Origin of the sequence: Fictibacillus sp. 5RED26, assembly GCF_015903895.1 — a bacterium.
In the GTDB taxonomy this organism is placed as follows: Bacteria; Bacillota; Bacilli; order Bacillales; family Fictibacillaceae; genus Fictibacillus; species Fictibacillus phosphorivorans.
Genome location: NZ_JACZDU010000001.1, coordinates 1,089,450 through 1,106,221, shown reverse-complemented (window position 1 = coordinate 1,106,221; position 16,772 = coordinate 1,089,450). Strand labels below are relative to the sequence as shown.

The window sequence follows — 16,772 nt, the reverse complement described above, 5'->3', positions numbered from 1 at the left end:
GTTTTAACACCCCTAACGGCCAATTTCTAATGCTTTTAAGTACATTCCTTTTGCTGCGTTTAATGCAGTAACATTTGCTTCATAAGATCGAGTAGCACTCATTAAGTCAACCATTTCTTTTAGTGGATCTACATTTGGAAGTCGAACAAATCCTTCTTCGTTAGCATCAGGATGTTCAGGTTGATAAACCGTTTTAAATGGAGTTTGATCACTGATTACTCCATTGACTTTAACGCCAGACATTTTTCCGTTATTCACTGCTTTATTAAACATGTTCTTAAAGCTAGATTCGCCTGAACCTAATACGACCATTTTGCGTCGATAAGGTTCCCACACACCATTCTTAAATTCTCCACGTGTCGAATCGACATTCGCCATATTCGAGGAAGCAACATCCATCCTAAGCCGTTGAGCGGTTAAGCCGGATGCCGATACATTCATTGCATCAAAAACTCCCATATTTATCTCCCACCTTTAACAACCATCTTAATCGAATTAAACTTTCCATTAATCCGCTGTACAAGTGTCTGATAATAAAGCTGATTCTTCGCTAATTCAGCCATCTCTTTATCTACATCTACATTATTTCCGTTATGATTCATCACAGTATTCGTTTTTTCTTTAACACTAAAAGAAGTTGATGATTCATTACCGAATGAATAATGTCGCTGATCTGTTCGATGTGCTTGCAAGCTTTTTTTGAATTCCTGGCTAAAAACAGTTTCTTTTGCTTTATATCCAGGTGTGTCCACATTAGCCAAGTTATTTGAAATGGTCTTTTGTTTTAATGCAGATCCATCTAATGCCATTTCTAAGTTTTTCAAGACTGAGCCAGAGAACAAGTTCACCACTTCCCTCTTTTTTACTATAGAAGTTTCATATTATGTTAAATCTTACCTCACTATCATATTTTAAGGGATATATCCAAAAAGTGTCTATGTATTTTTTCCCAAACTGACTTTTTTCGATAGAAAGGACTATATTTCGACCGTGACTTTATACCCAAATTTAAAACTAGTAAGAAAATCCCTATATTTATACGGTTTTTGGTACCTCTTTACCATATTTGACCAACTCGACAATTATTTACAATTTAACACAATACCTTTACATGGATAATAAAAATGGATAAAGAATTTGTATGTTTTCTATAAAAATACTCACTTGTCTCACTGCTCTCTAAAAAGAACAACTAAAACAAAAAAATCCTACCTTTTACATGTATCTAGTATATTCAACAAAAAAACCAGCTCTGATTTTTCAGAACTGGTTTTTTATCGTTTATTGTTATGAAGTTTTAAGCTTTTCGAGTTCAAGCAAGAATTTGTCGTTCAACACTTTGATATACGTACCTTTCATACCTAGAGAACGTGATTCAATTACACCAGCACTCTCTAGTTTACGAAGTGCATTGACGATAACAGATCGTGTAATTCCCACTCTGTCTGCAATCTTACTTGCTACAAGCAATCCTTCGTTTCCTTCTAATTCTTCAAAAATGTGTTCGATCGCTTCAAGCTCACTGTATGATAGTGAACTGATCGCCATTTGAACAACTGCTTTGTTACGAGCTTCCTCTTCGATCTCTTCTGCTTTCTCACGAAGGATCTCCATTCCAACTACTGTAGCACCATACTCTGCTAGAACTAGATCATCTTCTTCAAACGCTGTAGAAAGTCTAGAAAGGATAAGAGTTCCTAGTCTTTCACCGCCACCTACGATTGGAACAATCGTAGTTAATCCTGTAGAGAACAAATCTTTGTTTTCAACTGGAAACGCCGTATAATCGCTCTCTATATCAATATTCGAAAGTGATTCTGTAATGTTAAAAAGATTCTTCGTGTAATCTGTAGGGAATTGACGATCCTCGATCATCTTCTTCATACGCTCGTTCTCAATTTCTTGTTTAAGAGCGAGGCCTAACAGTTTACCGCGACGGCTGACTACGAAAATATTTGCTTCAATCACCGTACTTAGTGTTTCAGCCATCTCTTTAAAGTTTACTTGTTTACCACCTGTTTGTTGAAGCATCGAGTTGATACTTCTTGCTTTGTTCAATAAGTTCATTGTATTTCTTCCTCCTACTGCATCCTATAATATATATTGGCTCAGATCCTTGTTCTTTGCGATGTTAGCCAGTTTTTCTTCTACATACTCGGGTGTAATGGTAATTTGATCTAAGCTGATATCAGGCGCTTCAAAAGATAGATCCTCTAATAAGCGTTCTAATATGGTATGAAGTCTTCGTGCACCGATATTATCGGTGTCTTGATTCACTTCATAAGCAATGCTTGCAATCTTAGCAATAGCATCGTCAGAAAATTCAACATTTATACCTTCCGTACTCAATAGAGCTTTATACTGTTTTATGATCGCATTATCAGGCTCTATTAATATACGTGTAAAATCCTCAACAGACAAGCTATTTAGTTCAACTCGGATCGGAAATCTTCCTTGTAGCTCTGGAATGAGATCAGATGGCTTAGAAATATGAAAAGCTCCAGCTGCAATAAACAGTATATGATCCGTCTTAATCGAACCATATTTCGTCATTACCGTAGAACCTTCAACGATCGGAAGGATGTCTCGCTGTACACCTTCACGGCTCACATCCGCAGAGTTTTGGTTCTTTCCTGCAATCTTATCGATCTCATCTATAAATATAATACCTGTTTGTTCGGTCTTGTAAACTGCTTCACTCGTAACATCGTCCATATCGATTAGCTTTGCCGCTTCATCTTGCGTCAATACTTTACGAGCTTCTCGAACAGTGAGTTTTCGTTTTTTCTTTTTCTTCGGCATAAGACCGCCGATCATGTCTTGCATGTTCATACCTACTTGTTCGAGACCTGAACCTTGAAACATGTCTAGCATCGAAGGATTCTGTTCTTCAACTTCTACCGAAACAAGATGATCCTCCATCTCACCGAGCGCCAGCTTCTGCGCCATTTGATTTCGTCTCTGTCTAAGATCCGCTACATCGTCTTGCTGTGGTTTTTGCTCTTGTTCTCCATTACCGCCACCAAAGAACATCTCTAGCGGGTTTTTGAAGCTCGTTTCTGTTTTTTTACCAGGAACTAAAAGCTCTACCAGTCTCTTATTGGCATTTTGCTCAGCTTTGTCTTTTACATCATTCATCTTTAGCTCTTTTACGAGTCTTACTGAAGTTTCTACTAGGTCACGAACCATCGAATCAACGTCACGTCCTACATAACCAACTTCAGTAAATTTAGTTGCTTCTAGTTTAATGAAAGGAGCTTGAGCTAGCTTTGCTAATCTTCTAGCAATCTCTGTCTTTCCTACACCCGTAGGTCCGATCATCAGTATATTTTTAGGTGAAACTTCATCACGCAGCTTGTCGTCGAGCAAACTTCTTCTATAACGATTTCGAAGCGCAACAGCGACAGCTTTCTTTGCATCATTTTGACCTATAATATACTGATCTAACTTTTCAACAATCTGCCTTGGAGTTAATTGACTGTTCATTGCAACCGCTCCTTTACTTTTTTTACAATTCTTCTAAAACAATCTCTGTGTTTGTGTAAACACAAATTTCGCCAGCAGTCTTTAAAGATGCAAGTGCGATTTCTTTTGCAGAGAGTTCAGGTGCATGATTCTTCAGTGCCCGACCAGCAGCCAGAGCGTAGTTGCCACCTGATCCAATCGCGAGAATCCCGTCATCCGGCTCAATTACTTCACCAGTACCTGAAATCAATAACATATGCTCTTCGTTCATTACGATAAGCAGAGCTTCAAGTTTTCTTAGAACTTGATCCGTTCTCCATTCTTTAGCCATCTCTACTGAAGCGCGTTGCAGATTTCCGCTATATTCTTCTAACTTGCTCTCAAACTTTTCATAAAGCGTAAATGCATCTGCAACCGATCCTGCAAATCCGGCAAGCACTTTTCCTCCAAACAGCTTTCTAACCTTCTTGGCTGTATGTTTCATTACAACTGCGTTGCCGAACGTAACCTGACCATCTCCAGTCATAGCGGATTTGCCGTTATGCTGAATCGCAAAAATTGTAGTAGCATGAAATGTTGACATTGAAAAATCCCTCCCTTTTTGTTTTTATGCTCGAGGATGCGCATTATTATAGATTTTTTTTAAATGACTTTTTGAAACGTGTGTATAAACTTGTGTAGAGGAAAGGTTTGAGTGCCCTAAAAGTTCCTGTACTGCTCTTAGATCTGCACCTTCATTCAGCATGTGCGTCGCAAACGTGTGCCGCAAAACATGCGGACTGATATGTATGGTAAGGGAAGATTCCTCAATTAGTTTATTTAATATAGTTCTTACGCCTCTCGCGGTTAAAGGTTCCCCTTTATAGTTTAAAAATAATGCATCCGACTTCTTTTCTGTTTTTTCAAGCAGCAGGTTGCGGCCGTTTTGTATATACTTTGCAAGAGATTCTCTTGCAAACGATCCGATCGGTACATATCTTTCTTTTTTTCCTTTTCCTTTAACAAGCGCTATCTCTACATTCAAATCAAGATCCTTCAACTGCATCTTACACAATTCACTGACACGCATTCCAGTTCCGTACAGTATTTCGAGGATTGCTTGATTTCTCTGTCCCATGGGTGTTGTAACATCAGACACATCAAAAAGCCTCTCCAACTCTTTTTCATAAAGAAATTGAGGAAGCATTCTTGCTTTTTTAGGGAGTGATGCCATAGCGAAAGGGTTATGTTCTTCAACGATTTTTTCGCGGTTCAAAAAACGATAAAAACTTCTCATCGCCGATATCTTTCTTGCTACCGTATTTCGAGCATACTTCTTCTCATGAAGCGTCACTAAATATTGCCTGACTAAAACATAAGAAACAGCAGCGAATCCTTCGATTGCTTGCTGTTTCAAAAAAGAAGTAAAATCATTAATGTCTTTTTCATAGTGTTCAATCGTATAAGGTGAACAGTTCTTCTCGATCATTAAATAATTCAAGAAATCCACCACATGTTGGCGTTCTGATACCATTTCATACACCTCACAAAGCCCCTAAATCGTAACACAATTTAGGGGCTAAATCAATACATGTTCACAAATTTGTTATAAAATTCTGAATAGTTTCCAGTGCTCTTTCAGCTAGAGCTGTATTGCGTTCTTGTTTGTTTTTGATTCTCTTTTCAAGAGGTGGGAGAAGGCCAAAATTAGCATTCATCGGCTGAAAATTATCTGGGTTAGCCGTAGTAATATAATACGCCATGCTTCCAATCGCTGTTTCTTTCGGGAATACAGCCAGTTCTTCGCCTTTTATCAGCTTCGCTGCATTGATTCCTGCGATCAAACCTGAAGCCGCACTTTCAACGTACCCTTCTACTCCAGTCATCTGACCTGCAAAGAAAAGATCTTTTCTTGCTTTTAACTGATACGTCTCTTCTAAGAGGCGTGGCGAGTTCAGGAATGTATTCCTATGCATTACACCGTAACGTACTACCTCAGCATTCTCTAAGCCTGGAATCAGTCTTAGAAGCTCTTTTTGTGGTCCCCATTTTAGATGTGTTTGGAAACCTACGATATTATATAAAGTTCCTGCACTGTTATCTTGTCGTAATTGAACAACAGCATAAGGAATCTTTCCTGTTTTTGGATCCTCGAGGCCAACAGGCTTCATCGGTCCGAACAATAATGTTTTCTTTCCTCTTTTAGCCATTACTTCAACTGGCATACATCCTTCAAAAAAGATCTCTTTTTCAAATTCTTTTAAAGGGACTGTTTCTGAAGTGATCAATGCTTCATAAAAACGGTCAAACTCTTCTTCTGTCATCGGACAGTTTAAATAAGCTGCTTCGCCTTTGTCGTAACGAGACTTTAAGTACACCTTGTCCATGTCGATGCTGTCTACTTCGATGATCGGAGCAGCTGCATCGTAAAAATAGAGGTACTCTTCACCCGTTAACGAGTTTAGCGATTTTGATAAGTTATCAGAAGTTAAAGGTCCTGTCGCAATAATGGTCGGACCTTCTGGAATCTCTGTTACTTCTTCAGTGATTACTTCTACATTTGGATGGTTCTTAACCCGCTCTGTTACAAGGCTAGCAAATTCATGACGGTCAACCGCCAGAGCTCCACCAGCTGGAACAGCACAATCATCTGCTGATGAAATAATAACAGAATCTAATTTTCTCATCTCTTCTTTTAGTACACCAACAGCGTTTGTAAGTGTATTAGCACGAAGTGAGTTCGAACACACTAGTTCTGCAAACTTCTCTGTATGATGAGCCGGCGTTTGTCTAACCGGTCTCATCTCGTATAATTTTACTTGAATTCCTCGGCTAGCGATCTGCCAAGCTGCTTCACTGCCAGCAAGACCTGCACCGATTACGTTTACATGTTGATTCATGAAGATAAACTCCTTACTTTGCTTCCTCTTCAGCATAATCGCAAGATACACATTGTACGACTTTGCCTTTTTTCGTTTTCTTTTCTACTAACATACTATTACACTTCGGACATGTTCTGGCAATAGGTTTGTCCCAAGAAACGAATTCACAATCTGGATAACGGTTACATCCATAGAACAGTCTTTTTTTCTTACTCTTCCGCTCTACGATTGTTCCTTCATGACAGGTCGGACACGTAACACCGATATCTTTCACGATTGGTTTCGTGTTTCGGCAATCTGGGAAGTTTGAACAAGCCATAAACTTTCCAAAGCGTCCCATCTTATAGACCATCTCATGTCCACATTTCTCACAGTCTTCACCGGCTGGCTCATCTTTAATCTCTACTTTTTGCATCTCTTCTTCTGCAATCTTAAGCTTCTTTTCAAAGCCTTTGTAGAAGTCATCGATGATTCTGATCCAGTTCTCTTTTCCGTCTTCTACTTCGTCAAGATCGCTTTCCATCTTAGCGGTAAATTCAACGTTGAATACTTCAGGAAAGAATTCCAATGTCATCTCTAAAACAAGACCACCCAGTTCTGTTGGAACAAACTTCTTTTCATCGAGAGCTACATATCCACGTTTTTGAATGGTATCAAGTGTTGGTGCATATGTTGACGGTCTGCCTATACCCAGTTCTTCCATCGTACGAACAAGCCTAGCTTCTGTATAACGTGGAGGAGGCTGCGTAAAATGCTGAGTTGGTTCAAGTTCTTTCTTTTCTACCTTCATGCCTTCTTGAACATCTGGAAGAATACGATCTTCTTCTTTTTTTCCATCATCGTTGCCTTCAACATAGACTTTCATGAATCCAGGAAACTTAACTTTAGATCCTGTCGCACGGAAGTAGACTCCATTGTTCTCTAGATCCACTGTCATCGTATCAAGAACTGCTGATGCCATTTGGCTTGCTAAGAATCGCTCAAAGATTAATTTATATAATCTGAGTTGATCTCTTGAAAGGTAAGTCTTCAAATCTCGTGGGTGATACATAACAGAAGTAGGACGAATCGCTTCATGGGCATCTTGAGCGTTCTTACCAGATTTCTTTTCCACTCTTGATTTGTTGACGAACTGCTCTCCATATTCTTTCTCTATGAATTCAGCAGCTTCGGTTTTAGCTGTATCTGAAATACGTGTAGAGTCTGTACGCATATACGTGATCAGACCGACAGTACCTTCTTTTCCTAGATCAATTCCTTCATATAATTGTTGTGCGAGCATCATTGTCTTTTTAGCACGGAAGTTTAATTTTCTGGCCGCTTCCTGTTGTAGTGAAGAAGTGATAAAAGGTGGTGAAGGATTTCTGCGTCTTTCTTTCTTCTGAACAGAATCAATCTTAAATTGTTTGCCTTTTATCGTCTTTAGAATATCGTTTACTTCTTCTTCATTTGATAGATCTTTTTTCTTGCCGCCGACTCCATGAAACTGAGCTTCAAATTCCTCTCCAGAAGCACTGAAGGTTCCTTTAATCTTCCAATACTCTTCCGGTTGGAAAGCTTCTATTTCTTTCTCACGTTCAACGATCAATCGAACCGCCACCGTTTGTACACGGCCAGCGCTCAACCCTTTTTTTATTTTCTTCCATAATAATGGACTGACTTTGTATCCTACTAGTCTGTCTAGCACCCTTCTTGCTTGCTGCGCATCAACTAAGTCCATATTGATCTTTCTTGGTCGTTTAAAAGAATCTTTTATCGCATTTTTTGTAATCTCATTAAACACAACTCTACATTCAGAATCTAAATCCATGTCCAAACTGTGAGCAAGATGCCATGCAATTGCTTCACCTTCGCGATCCGGGTCAGCTGCGAGAAAAATGCGTTTCGCTTTTTTCGCTGCAGTTTTCAAGTCTTTTAAAATTGGACCTTTACCACGAATCGTAATGTATTTCGGTTCATAGTTTGCTTCTACATCTACGCCAGTCTGGCTTCTGGGAAGATCACGAACATGTCCCATAGATGCTTTAACGTCATATTTGCTCCCTAGATACTTTTTTATTGTCTTTGCTTTTGCGGGAGACTCAACAATGACTAAATATTTTTCCATTTACAGTTTATCCCCCTTTAAGGGTTTAGTGAAATCTTCCCTATTATTAAATAATGTATCTGCATTTGTCAAACTGTTTCCTCATTTAAATGAAAACGGTTAGAAACTTTCATTTTGAATATCTTCTGCACTCATGACCAATTTTGCTCCATTTTGAATCAAAAAATTGGTCCCGTTTGCACACTCTTCTAAAATCGATCCTGGAATCGCAAACACATCTCTTCCTTGCTCGAGTGCTTGATCAGCTGTAATCAACGAACCACTCTTTGTTCTTGCTTCAGCAACAAGCGTTGCACGGGTGAGACCGCTTATTATACGGTTACGCAACGGAAAATGCCAGCGTTTTGGTGAAACGTGTGGTGAAAACTCCGATAATACAATTCCTTGCTCACTTATTTTATGTGCGAGTTCTCTATTTTCATTCGGATAGACCTGTAATAACCCTGAGCCCAGAACAGCTGCAGTCAAAGAATTCTTTTGTATACTTAACTCATGAGCGAACGTGTCGATTCCTTTAGCCAATCCGCTGATCACGACCCATCTATCATCAATTAAAGGACTAAGAACCTTTCGTAACGCTTGTTTTCCATGGCTGCTAGGATTTCGAGTGCCGACCACACTAATCATTTTATCCCGATTTAGGACCGTCCAATCGCCTTGTCCATAAAGAACCCATGGCGGGTCATAAATATTCTTTAATAGCGGAGGGTAATTTCCATCGAATATCGTTACAGCTGAAATAGATCGTTTTACTAGATTCTTCATTATGTATGTACTATTATTTTGTTTCATGTGATGATAGAGACGCTTTGCCGTCAGTTCACTCAAACCATACGACATTTTCAACCTGCGAATGTCCATTGAAAAAACAGATTTTAGTTCAGGATCAGCAACAACTATTGATTTTAATTGATTCCAAGTGAGTCCTTCGCAATGATGAAGAAAAATTAAGCGTTCTTTATCCAAACTTCATTCCTCCTCATGAAACCATTCAATGTAAATAAAAAGCTCCCGATCTGGGAGCTTTTCACGTTGTAATCGTTATTACGCTTTTGCTTTGTTTGTTACACAGCGATCATATAGATCGTTTTCTTTTAAAGCTTCAACTAAAGTCTCACCCATAACAGATGGTGTTGCTGCAACTTTAATTCCACAAGCTTTCATCGTTTTGATCTTCTCATCTGCCGTACCTTTACCACCAGAGATGATCGCACCAGCATGCCCCATACGTTTTCCTGGAGGTGCTGTTTGACCACCGATGAAACCTACTACAGGTTTAGTCATGTTCGCCTTTACCCATTCAGCAGCTTCTTCTTCTGCTGTTCCACCGATCTCACCGATCATGATTACAGCATATGTGTCCTCATCTTCGTTAAATGCCTTTAATACGTCGATAAAGTCTGTACCATTGACTGGGTCACCACCGATACCAACTGCAGTAGATTGACCGATTCCACGCTCTGTAAGCTGGTGTACAGCTTCATAAGTTAATGTTCCAGAACGTGACACTACGCCAACATGGCCTTTTGTATGGATATAGCCTGGCATGATACCGATCTTACATTCTTCAGGAGTGATTACACCCGGGCAGTTCGGACCAACTAGACGTGTCTTCTTGCCTTCCATATAACGCTTAACTTTTACCATATCCAATACTGGAATACCTTCAGTAATACAGATTGCTAGATCAAGTTCAGCGTCAACAGCTTCAATGATCGCTTCTGCAGCAAATGCAGGCGGAACATAGATGACAGAAGCGTTAGCTCCTGTTTCTTTAACTGCATCAACAACCGTGTTGAAAACAGGAAGACCTTCAACTTCCGTACCACCTTTACCTGGTGTAACACCGCCTACAATTTTCGTACCATATTCAAGCATTTGTTTTGTATGAAAAAGACCAACAGAACCTGTAATACCTTGAACGATAACTTTTGTATCTTTATTAATAAAAATGCTCATGCATCAATCCATCCTTCCTACGATGTTTTCTCTATTACTTAACTAAAGCTACGATCTTTTCTGCACCATCAGCCATAGAATCTGCAGCTGTAATGTTTAGACCAGATTCTTTAAGAATCTTTTTACCAAGATCAACGTTAGTACCTTCTAAACGCACAACAAGAGGTAACTCAAGACCAACTTGTTTCGTTGCTTCAACAACGCCGTTCGCGATGATATCACATTTCATAATTCCACCGAAAATGTTAACAAAGATCCCTTTAACATTTTGGTCAGAAAGAATGATTTTGAATGCTTCTGTTACCTTCTCAGTAGTCGCGCCGCCCCCAACGTCAAGGAAGTTAGCCGGGTCGCCGCCGTAATGTTTAATGATGTCCATCGTTGCCATAGCAAGTCCAGCACCATTAACCATGCAGCCAATATTTCCATCAAGAGAAATATAGCTAAGATCGTATTTAGATGCTTCGATTTCTTTTGCATCTTCTTCTTCTAAATCTCTGTATTCTAAGATGTCTTTGTGACGGTATAAAGCATTAGAATCAAAGTTCATCTTTGCATCAAGTGCCATAACATTTCCGTCACCTGTTACAACTAATGGATTGATTTCTGCGATTGAACAGTCTTTTTCAACGAAAGCCGTATATAGACCAATCATGAATTTCACTGCTTTTCCTACTAATTCAGTAGGGATGTTGATGTTATAAGCAAGTCTTCTTGCTTGGAATGCTTGAAGGCCGATCGCTGGATCGATTACTTCTTTGAAGATTTTTTCAGGTGTCTTTTCAGCCACTTCTTCAATTTCAGTTCCGCCTTCTTCAGATCCCATCATAACAACACTAGATGTTGCACGATCTAATACAAGACCGATATAGTATTCTTTCTTAATATCACAGCCCTCTTCGATAAGTAAGCGCTTAACTTCTTTACCTTCTGGACCTGTTTGATGAGTTACAAGAACTTTTCCTAAAATTTCATTTGCGTATGTACGCACTTCATCGATATTTTTAGCGACTTTTACGCCACCTGCTTTACCGCGGCCACCTGCGTGGATCTGTGCTTTAACAACAGATACAGTGCTCCCCAGCTCATTAGCAGCTTCTACTGCTTCTTCAACGGTAAATGCTACTTTCCCGTTTGGAACAGCCACACCATATTTTCTAAGTATCTCTTTACCTTGGTATTCGTGGATATTCATTTACTCTCCATCCTCCTATCATGGTGAAAACTTAAAGTACCGTTATCATTGTATAAGACCTAGTCTATTATGTCTACTATTCTTCAGAAAATTGCAAGCGCATACACCTTTTTTAGCCAAAATAAAAAACCAAAATCACTATAAAATGACTTTGGTTTCATCGCTTTTTCGTCCCCTTTAGGAACGAAAACACTTTCTTTTTTCATTTATTTTTTTCGTTTTTCTGTTTCTTGATTATTTTTGGTGTTATCGCTTCAGATTCGGCTACTGAACGATACATCCCAAACTCTTCAGCCATCTCTTCTTTAAATTGGTTCACTAGTTGTTCCGATTGCTGTACGACTAATTTATTTCTAGGCATTAAAACACACTCCTTTAAAGATAGGAATGCCCCGTTTCAATTATATTTATGTAGTTTCCCCTGCTTCTTTATCTAATTTATAAATAAAAGCAAACAGTTCAGCGACCACTTCATACAATTCTTCAGGTATACTCTCGTCGATCTCTAGCTTCGATAATAAATGGACAAGAGACGGATCTTCCTGAATAGGAATATCATGATTTTCAGCTGACCTTAGTATACGCTCGGCTGTTTCGCCCTTACCCTTCGCGATAACGACAGGCGAGTTAGATTCAAGAGGACTATACTTTAACGCCACAGCTTCTTTTTTACTTTCACTCATATTCTCAGATCCAATCCTTTGTATGAAATAGAAGTTTCGGTATTTTTTATCTTCTTATTTTGAGAACTGAATGTTACGGATGTTAGTGTATAATTCATGTTCTTCATACTAATCTTTAACGTGTTCAATAACGGTTCTGAAAATTTTTCGATAGCTGGATGCGAATTGTACACTTTTAATGAAACGATTCTGTTTTGAATATGCACATCTACAGCTACATCTTTTAGATGCTTCATCTCTAACCAAAAAAGCATCCTACAATGGTCTGGATCGATCCCTTTTCCATCTTGCTTTTTGCTTTCCCAACGAACGGTCATCTCTTTCGGATTTTCCGATCCATTAAACGGAATATGAAGGATAAATTGCTGCATGTTCTCGTTGCTTTGTATATTCTGTAACTGTTGAGCTGTAAGTTTATTTAAGGCTTGTTCTGTTTTTTGCTGTATGATCTCAGGCAGCTCTATGCGGTCAGCGTTCTGTTGCAGGTTCAGTAGTTGTGACTTTAGCGTTTCCGTTTGTTTTAGTTGTATCGGGTCTAATAAAATGTTTTTTTCATGCAGTAGACCAGATTTAATCAACCACTTTTTTGCGGCTGTAATAAATTCTTCTGATGGGTTCAGATTTGTTTCTTTAGAAACCTTCATTACATCGCCTTTTAATTGTGTGGGTAGATTTTCTTGCACGTCATATATACTTGTTGTCTGAACCTTTAATGGATCTGGAAGTTTTCCATTCAACGGCATAACGATGTCTGCTGTGTTTTTTAAATCCATACTTCGTACTCTATCTTGAATGGCAGCCTGTTGCTTACTTGCCTCATTACCTTTAAATGCATAGAGTTCTTGTAATAGCTCAATGGTTTTCGAAACAGCTTTATCTTTATGAATAAAGGGCATGAGAGCCTCATAGAGCTGTTTGAATTCATTACTTGATCCTGCATGGCTTTTTAGACTGAAAGCAACTGCTTGAACGATCTCTTGCTTAGGAGGCAATTGAAGCTCCATCATACGCTGAACTACTGCTTTTTTTTCATGTAGTGGCAACTCGTTTGTGAATTTCATAACCTCGGAAACGGTTTTTATGTTCTCTTTTAATAGAGGTAACTTTTCTATGATGGCAAATTCAACTGCTTTTTTGTTTATATCGGATGCTGGAAGGCTCCATCTCGATAAAATCTGCTCTGAAGTAGACTTAACTGGATCCGTATCTACCTTTTTCAAATAGATCGTATTGTTTTTCTCTGACACTTCAAATAGATAGTTATCTCCTTTGATTAATGGTGCTTCTAATTTGGCATGAAGTGTTGACCCATTATAAAGAACCTTCGCTGATTGATCAGGGAAGATTTCTAAAATCTTAGCAGTTATAAACTGATTAAGCTTTAACAACAATGGCTGATCCATTGTTCTAGCCGGAGTTAACGGTTTACCATGAATTTGGTTGAATTGTAACAGGTTAATCACTTCCTGTAATTTTTATAAGTTCTCCTACCGGACTAAATGATTTACGATGAATCTCTGTTGGCCCATACTGCTGAAGGGCGTTTAAATGATCCTTCGTTCCATAACCCATATTTGATTCGAATCCATATTGGGGATATTTTCCATCTAACATCTTCATATGGCGGTCTCTTGTAACTTTTGCAACGATTGATGCAGCCGCGATAGAAATACTCTTCTCATCCCCTTTAATGATTTTCAATTGATCGATCGCTAATGGGACTTCCATAGCATCAATTAATAGCTGATCTGGAGTAACATTTAGCGAGCGCACAGCTTCTGTCATCGCTAACTTAGATGCTTGATATATGTTGATCGCGTCGATCTGATCAGGTTGCACGAAATGGACACAGTAAGAAATCGCATCCTTCAAAATGATCTCATAAAGGGCATCTCTTTTTTTCTCGGACAATTTTTTAGAATCATTGACCCCTGGTAGCATGTACCCTAAAGGTAAAATAACCGCAGCAGCCACGACGGGACCAGCTAACGGTCCACGGCCGACTTCATCTACACCCGCGATCAAAGTTTTACCCTGTCTTTGGCATTGCTCTTCGTAAGTATGCATTAATTTCAGTCTTGTTCTCTCAGCTTCTTCTCGCTCTAAGCGTTTCGAGAAAGATTGGAATAATTTTTTTGCACCTACTCTTTCATCTTCAGAGAGGATGCTCAGTAGAGATACCAACTCAGTATCTTCACAAGCTTTTAATTTTAGTTCCCATTCTTTTATCGACAGTTTCATGTTTATCACGCTCTTTATGTATGTAATATCGGTTTATATATAAGTTCTTTTTAGAAGGTGTTTCATATTAGATTGTTTATTATTCATTGGCATCATTGACAAGTTGATAGGAGTGCAAGGTGCGAGACTCCTGGGGGATCAGCGTGCCTTCTGCATGAATCATCTTGTAAGGCATGCGACGAGGAAGCCCACACTTCAGTAGCATTGCTTGTAGACGGAGGAGCAAATATTTTTCCAAGAAAGCATAGGTGGCGCACGGCCCCCGGAAACCGAGCAACCTATAATGGAAATCAACCACTTCCAAAAAACAATTTTGTCTTTAAAAAAACTTTTAGAGAGCCTTTATAATTTTAAAAACAGGCACTTTCATCAGCGCCTGTTCGGTTAATACTATTTAATTTCAAACTCATTTGGTCGCTCATATGACAAGCGCCCTAGCTTTTCTGCACGAAGATCTCGTAGAACAATCTCAGCGGTCTTTTCAAGATCCACTTCTCCGCCACTCATCATACAGCCACGTTTCTTTCCGATTTCTTCGAAAAGAGGCAACGAATCATCTGGAATCTCAGACAACTTGTATCGTTCCACTAGACGCTCTTCATAGTGCTCTTTTAAATACTTGATCGCATACAACACTACTTCAGTAAAATCAAAGAGCGTTTCTTTAATAGCTCCTGTAACCGCTAATTTCAAACCAATTGTTTGGTCTTCAAATTTCGGCCACAATATCCCTGGGGTATCTAATAATTCTAATGTCTTACCCGCTTTGATCCATTGCTGTTTTTTTGTTACACCAGGCTTGTCACCTGTTACAGCAATGTTCTTTCCCGCCATACGGTTGATGATCGTGGACTTACCAACGTTAGGTATGCCGACAATAAGTGCTCTAACCGCACGTGGTTTAACGATTCCCTTTGCTCTCATCTTATCGAACTTTTCTTTTACTAGCTCATGAGCAAGCGGTTCTATTTTTTTAATCCCTTTACCATCTTGCGAGTTAATAGCAAGAGAGGGAATTCCTTTTTCTGAAAAATAACTTTCCCACATGGATGTTACTTTTGGATCAGCCATATCTGCTTTGTTCAAAAGAACAATTCGAGGTTTCTGTCCAAGAATTTCATCGATCATAGGATTTCTAGAAGCTAGAGGAATTCTAGCATCCACTAACTCAAATACCACATCGATCATTTTGAGTTTTTCAGTTATCTCCCGGCGCGCTTTGGCCATATGTCCAGGAAACCATTGAATGGTCATTTTATCTCACCCTACTTTACAAATCCAATATCCTTTAACGGCCAGAAACGGAAAGATGCTTTTCCTAAGATTGTATCATCATCCACAGTTCCAATATTTCGGCTGTCTTGAGAATTTCTTCGGTTGTCACCTAATACAAATAGCTGACCTTGAGGAACCTTTTGCTTACCCGTTACTTCGAGTAACTTAAAATCATAAGTGAAGTTTCCATCTTTTGTTTTCTTTTTATACGCTTCTAAATATTCTTCTTTTACCTGTTTACCATTTACATATAGGGTGTCATCTTTATATTCGACCGTATCTCCAGGTAACCCGATTACTCTTTTTATGTAATCCTTTTCTTCGGTTGCATGGAAGACTACAATATCGAATCTTTTTGGATCGCCAATCACATAGGAAAACTTGTTAACGATCAGCCGATCTCCGTTGTGCAGAGTTGGCATCATTGATTGTCCATCCACCACGACGGGTGCGAAGAGGAAAAATCTAATGATTCCTGCTAATAATAAGGCTGCCGCTAATGCTTTAATCCATTCCCACGTTTCGTTTTTTGTACGTGCCATTCTTAATCCTCACCATCTCTAGAAATTCCTTACTTATAATATGGAAAAAGGAGCTTGAATAAGTCAAGCTCCTTTCGAGAATTATTAGCGAATTTCTTTAATACGAGCTGCTTTACCGCGAAGTGCACGTAGGTAGTATAGCTTCGCACGACGAACTTTACCACGACGAACTACTTCAAGGTTCGCGATCTTCGGTGAATGTAATGGGAACGCACGCTCCACTCCTACACCGTAAGAAATTTTACGAACAGTAAACGTTTCAGAAATTCCTGATCCACGCTTCTTGATAACTACACCTTCAAAAAGCTGGATACGCTCACGAGTACCCTCGATTACTTTCACGTGTACACGAACAGTGTCACCTGAACGGAATTTTGGTAAATCTTTTAATTGATCTTTCGCTAGATCTGCAATAAGCTGTTGCATAGTTTATTGCCTCCCTTC

General features: G+C 39.1%; 18 protein-coding genes. All 18 read right to left on the bottom strand.

Translation table 11 applies throughout. The features are described 5' to 3' along the window. Window positions 1-12 precede the first annotated feature (12 nt). Window positions 13-459 (bottom strand): flagellar basal body rod protein FlgC, encoded by a 447-nt coding sequence (gene flgC / locus IHV10_RS05815; RefSeq protein WP_197127715.1) that lies wholly within the window; start codon window positions 457-459, stop codon window positions 13-15. Window positions 460-461: 2 nt separating this feature from the next. After that, window positions 462-848: a flagellar basal body rod protein FlgB gene (gene flgB, locus IHV10_RS05810; RefSeq protein WP_197127714.1), complete on the bottom strand. Its 387-nt coding sequence runs from the start codon at window positions 846-848 to the stop codon at window positions 462-464. 439 nt (window positions 849-1,287) lie between these two features. Further along, the gene (gene codY, locus IHV10_RS05805) at window positions 1,288-2,067 is read right to left on the bottom strand and encodes a GTP-sensing pleiotropic transcriptional regulator CodY (protein WP_197127713.1); all 780 of its coding nucleotides are present in this window, start codon (window positions 2,065-2,067) and stop codon (window positions 1,288-1,290) included. Between the two features lie 24 nt (window positions 2,068-2,091). After that, complete coding sequence (gene hslU, locus IHV10_RS05800) at window positions 2,092-3,486, bottom strand: HslU--HslV peptidase ATPase subunit (protein ID WP_197127712.1); 1,395 nt, start codon at window positions 3,484-3,486, stop codon at window positions 2,092-2,094. Window positions 3,487-3,508: 22 nt separating this feature from the next. Next, window positions 3,509-4,048 carry an ATP-dependent protease subunit HslV gene (gene hslV, locus IHV10_RS05795; RefSeq protein ID WP_137789675.1) on the bottom strand — a complete coding sequence of 180 codons (540 nt, stop codon included), beginning with the start codon at window positions 4,046-4,048 and terminating at the stop codon, window positions 3,509-3,511. Window positions 4,049-4,072: 24 nt separating this feature from the next. Continuing rightward, on the bottom strand, window positions 4,073-4,978 hold the full coding sequence (xerC, locus tag IHV10_RS05790) for a tyrosine recombinase XerC (protein ID WP_197127711.1): 906 nt from the start codon (window positions 4,976-4,978) through the stop codon (window positions 4,073-4,075). A gap of 61 nt (window positions 4,979-5,039) precedes the next feature. Continuing rightward, the gene (gene trmFO, locus IHV10_RS05785; protein WP_197127710.1) at window positions 5,040-6,344 is read right to left on the bottom strand and encodes an FADH(2)-oxidizing methylenetetrahydrofolate--tRNA-(uracil(54)-C(5))-methyltransferase TrmFO; all 1,305 of its coding nucleotides are present in this window, start codon (window positions 6,342-6,344) and stop codon (window positions 5,040-5,042) included. 13 nt (window positions 6,345-6,357) lie between these two features. Continuing rightward, complete coding sequence (topA, locus tag IHV10_RS05780; protein ID WP_197127709.1) at window positions 6,358-8,433, bottom strand: type I DNA topoisomerase; 2,076 nt, start codon at window positions 8,431-8,433, stop codon at window positions 6,358-6,360. 99 nt (window positions 8,434-8,532) lie between these two features. After that, window positions 8,533-9,399 (bottom strand): DNA-processing protein DprA, encoded by an 867-nt coding sequence (dprA, locus tag IHV10_RS05775; protein ID WP_197127708.1) that lies wholly within the window; start codon window positions 9,397-9,399, stop codon window positions 8,533-8,535. Window positions 9,400-9,477: 78 nt separating this feature from the next. Further along, a complete protein-coding gene (sucD, locus tag IHV10_RS05770; RefSeq protein ID WP_153238551.1) occupies window positions 9,478-10,392 on the bottom strand; it encodes a succinate--CoA ligase subunit alpha in 915 nt (304 codons plus the stop codon). Between the two features lie 34 nt (window positions 10,393-10,426). Then, complete coding sequence (sucC, locus tag IHV10_RS05765; protein WP_137789680.1) at window positions 10,427-11,587, bottom strand: ADP-forming succinate--CoA ligase subunit beta; 1,161 nt, start codon at window positions 11,585-11,587, stop codon at window positions 10,427-10,429. A 202-nt stretch (window positions 11,588-11,789) separates the two neighbouring features. Beyond that, window positions 11,790-11,948 (bottom strand): small, acid-soluble spore protein, alpha/beta type, encoded by a 159-nt coding sequence (locus IHV10_RS05760; protein WP_197127707.1) that lies wholly within the window; start codon window positions 11,946-11,948, stop codon window positions 11,790-11,792. A 46-nt stretch (window positions 11,949-11,994) separates the two neighbouring features. Further along, window positions 11,995-12,270, bottom strand: coding sequence for an EscU/YscU/HrcU family type III secretion system export apparatus switch protein (locus IHV10_RS05755; protein WP_197127706.1), 276 nt, complete (start codon window positions 12,268-12,270; stop codon window positions 11,995-11,997). Then, the gene (locus IHV10_RS05750) at window positions 12,267-13,733 is read right to left on the bottom strand and encodes a hypothetical protein (protein WP_197127705.1); all 1,467 of its coding nucleotides are present in this window, start codon (window positions 13,731-13,733) and stop codon (window positions 12,267-12,269) included. The genes IHV10_RS05755 and IHV10_RS05750 overlap by 4 nt, the downstream gene beginning before the upstream one ends. Then, window positions 13,726-14,511 carry a ribonuclease HII gene (locus IHV10_RS05745; protein ID WP_197127704.1) on the bottom strand — a complete coding sequence of 262 codons (786 nt, stop codon included), beginning with the start codon at window positions 14,509-14,511 and terminating at the stop codon, window positions 13,726-13,728. Before IHV10_RS05745 ends, IHV10_RS05750 begins: the two co-directional genes overlap by 8 nt. Before the next feature lie 390 nt (window positions 14,512-14,901). Further along, a complete protein-coding gene (gene ylqF, locus IHV10_RS05740) occupies window positions 14,902-15,765 on the bottom strand; it encodes a ribosome biogenesis GTPase YlqF (RefSeq protein WP_197127703.1) in 864 nt (287 codons plus the stop codon). 11 nt (window positions 15,766-15,776) lie between these two features. Continuing rightward, entirely contained in the window at window positions 15,777-16,328 is a 552-nt protein-coding gene (gene lepB, locus IHV10_RS05735) for a signal peptidase I (protein ID WP_144700811.1), read from the bottom strand. A gap of 84 nt (window positions 16,329-16,412) precedes the next feature. Beyond that, the gene (gene rplS / locus IHV10_RS05730) at window positions 16,413-16,754 is read right to left on the bottom strand and encodes a 50S ribosomal protein L19 (protein WP_066393605.1); all 342 of its coding nucleotides are present in this window, start codon (window positions 16,752-16,754) and stop codon (window positions 16,413-16,415) included. Between the last annotated feature and the right edge of the window lie 18 nt (window positions 16,755-16,772).